2 protein-coding genes are annotated in these 2,276 nt (G+C 40.6%); both read left to right on the top strand.

Features of this window, described 5'->3' with window-relative positions:
• The coding region (locus AC3AX0_RS11845; protein ID WP_487550488.1) for an electron transfer flavoprotein subunit alpha/FixB family protein at nucleotides 1-959 on the top strand (959 nt) is incomplete at its 5' end.
• Nucleotides 960-2,276 (top strand): FAD-binding oxidoreductase (locus tag AC3AX0_RS11850; RefSeq protein ID WP_487550489.1); only part of this gene is annotated, 1,317 nt, incomplete at its 3' end.

Here is a 2,276-nt window from a genome sequence, read left to right on the forward strand (position 1 = left end):
AGGGAAGACTCAAGGATGTATCCTATGAGCTTTTATCCAGGGGTAGAGCCTTGGCAGACAAGCTTGAGGAACATCTTGTTTCAGTTGTTATAGGCAATGATGTAGATAAAGAACAAATAAACGAACTTATTCTAAGAGGTGCGGACAAGGTTTTGGTTGTTGAAAGTGAAAATTTGAATGACTTTATTGCTGAAAACTACAGCAACCTTGTTGTGGATTTGATTCAAAAAAGAAAGCCTAACATAATCCTTGCTGCTGCGACGGCGAATGGCAGAACGTTCATGCCCCACGTGGCAATGAGACTGCATACGGGACTTACAGCAGACTGTACAGATTTGGATATAGAAAAGGAAACAAAAAATTTGCTTCAAACCAGACCTGCAATAGGAGGAAACATACTTGCAACCATAAAAACTCCTAACCATAGACCACAGATGGCCACAGTAAGACCTAAGTCTTCAAAACCTCTCGAAGTAGACGAAAGCAGAAACGGAGAAGTTGAATTTATTGAATTCGATGAATCATTAGTAGACGGCAGAGTTAAAAAACTTGCGTCCGAATACGGCAAGGACAGCGGATTGAATATACATGGTGCCGACATAGTGGTATCCGGTGGCAAGGGAATGAAAAAAGGTGAAAACTTTGCAATACTCAAGGAGCTTGCGGATACGCTAGGCGGTGTTATAGGTGCTTCAAGGGATGCTGTGGATAGAGGCTGGGCCGTATATCCACAACAGGTAGGGTTAAGTGGTAAAACTGTTACTCCAAAACTGTATATAGCAGTCGGAATATCAGGAGCTATCCAGCATCTGGCCGGAATGAAGACATCTGAAATTATTATTTCCATAAACATAGATCCTGAAGCTGAAATATTCAAAGTCTCGGATTTCGGAATTGTAGGAGATTTATTTGAAGTTGTTCCTTTACTCAATAAAAAGCTGCAAGAGGAGGTAAAATAGATGAAATACAATCCAATTACTAAAGATATACTGGAAGAGCTTATTGAAATACTTGGAGCAAAAAACGTAATAGTGGATGAAGAAAAAATGGAGAACTACTCCCATGATGAAACTTCTGAAGAATATGCACACATGCCTGAAGTGGTAATAACTCCCAAAAGTGCTGAACAAATATCTAAAGTAATGAAACTTGCAAACAAGCATCTTGTTCCTGTAACACCTAGGGGTGCAGGAAGCGGACTTTCTGGAGGAGCCATACCTGTATTCGGAGGTATCTTGCTTTCAATGGAAAAAATGAATAGGGTCCTTGAAGTTGACTATGACAATATGATGATAGTAGTGGAACCGGGTCTGGTAACAAATGAAATAAACGGCATTGTGGATGAAAAAGGTCTTTTCTTCGCAGGTTATCCGATGAGTCTCCTTACCTGCTATATTGGAGGAAATATAGCTGAAAACGCCGGTGGTGGAAAGGCGATTAAATACGGTGTAACAGGTAGGTATGTAATGGGACTTGAAGTAGTCACTCCGACAGGTGAAATTGTGGAAATGGGTGGGAAAAATATAAAGGACGTTACCGGGTACGATCTTAAGAGGCTTATGATAGGTTCCGAAGGTACTTTGGGAGTAATTACGAAAGCCATAATAAAGCTTTCTCCCAAGCCCAAATTCGCTACCGATCTCCTGGTACTTTTTAGTGATGCGGAATCAGCAATAAAAATGGTTCCCAAGATTATTTCAGAAGGACGAATTATTCCGACTTCCATAGAATTTATGGACAAGCTTTCCGTTCACACGACATGTGATTATCTGAACGAGCATCTGCCTTATCAAAAGGCTGGATCAATGCTTCTTATAGAAGTTGATGGTACGGTAGAAGAAAATGTAAATCTTGATGCTGAAACCATAGGAGAGCTCTGTCTTGAAAACAGCGCAATAGAAGTATATGTTGCTGACAACTATACGACACAGGAAAGGGTTTGGAGCGTAAGGCGAAATATAGCGGAGGCTTTCATGGTTTACAGTCCGGAGCAGAGTTTGGAAGATATTGTTGTGCCTATAGCGAACATAGCAAAGCTTATGCCTGAGATTGAAAAGATATCAAAAAAATACGATATCAAGATGCCTTCCTATGGTCATGCCGGAGACGGAAATCTTCACACTACACTGGTCAAGAATCCCAATACAACAATAGAGGAATGGCATGAGATTGAAGAGAAGGCATTGCAGGAGCTTTACAATATAGTTTATGAATTGGGAGGAAAGCTCAGTGGTGAGCATGGGATAGGACTTAAGCGAAAGAAATATATGAAGGAT

The sequence above is a fragment of the Dethiosulfatibacter sp. genome (genome assembly GCF_983023055.1).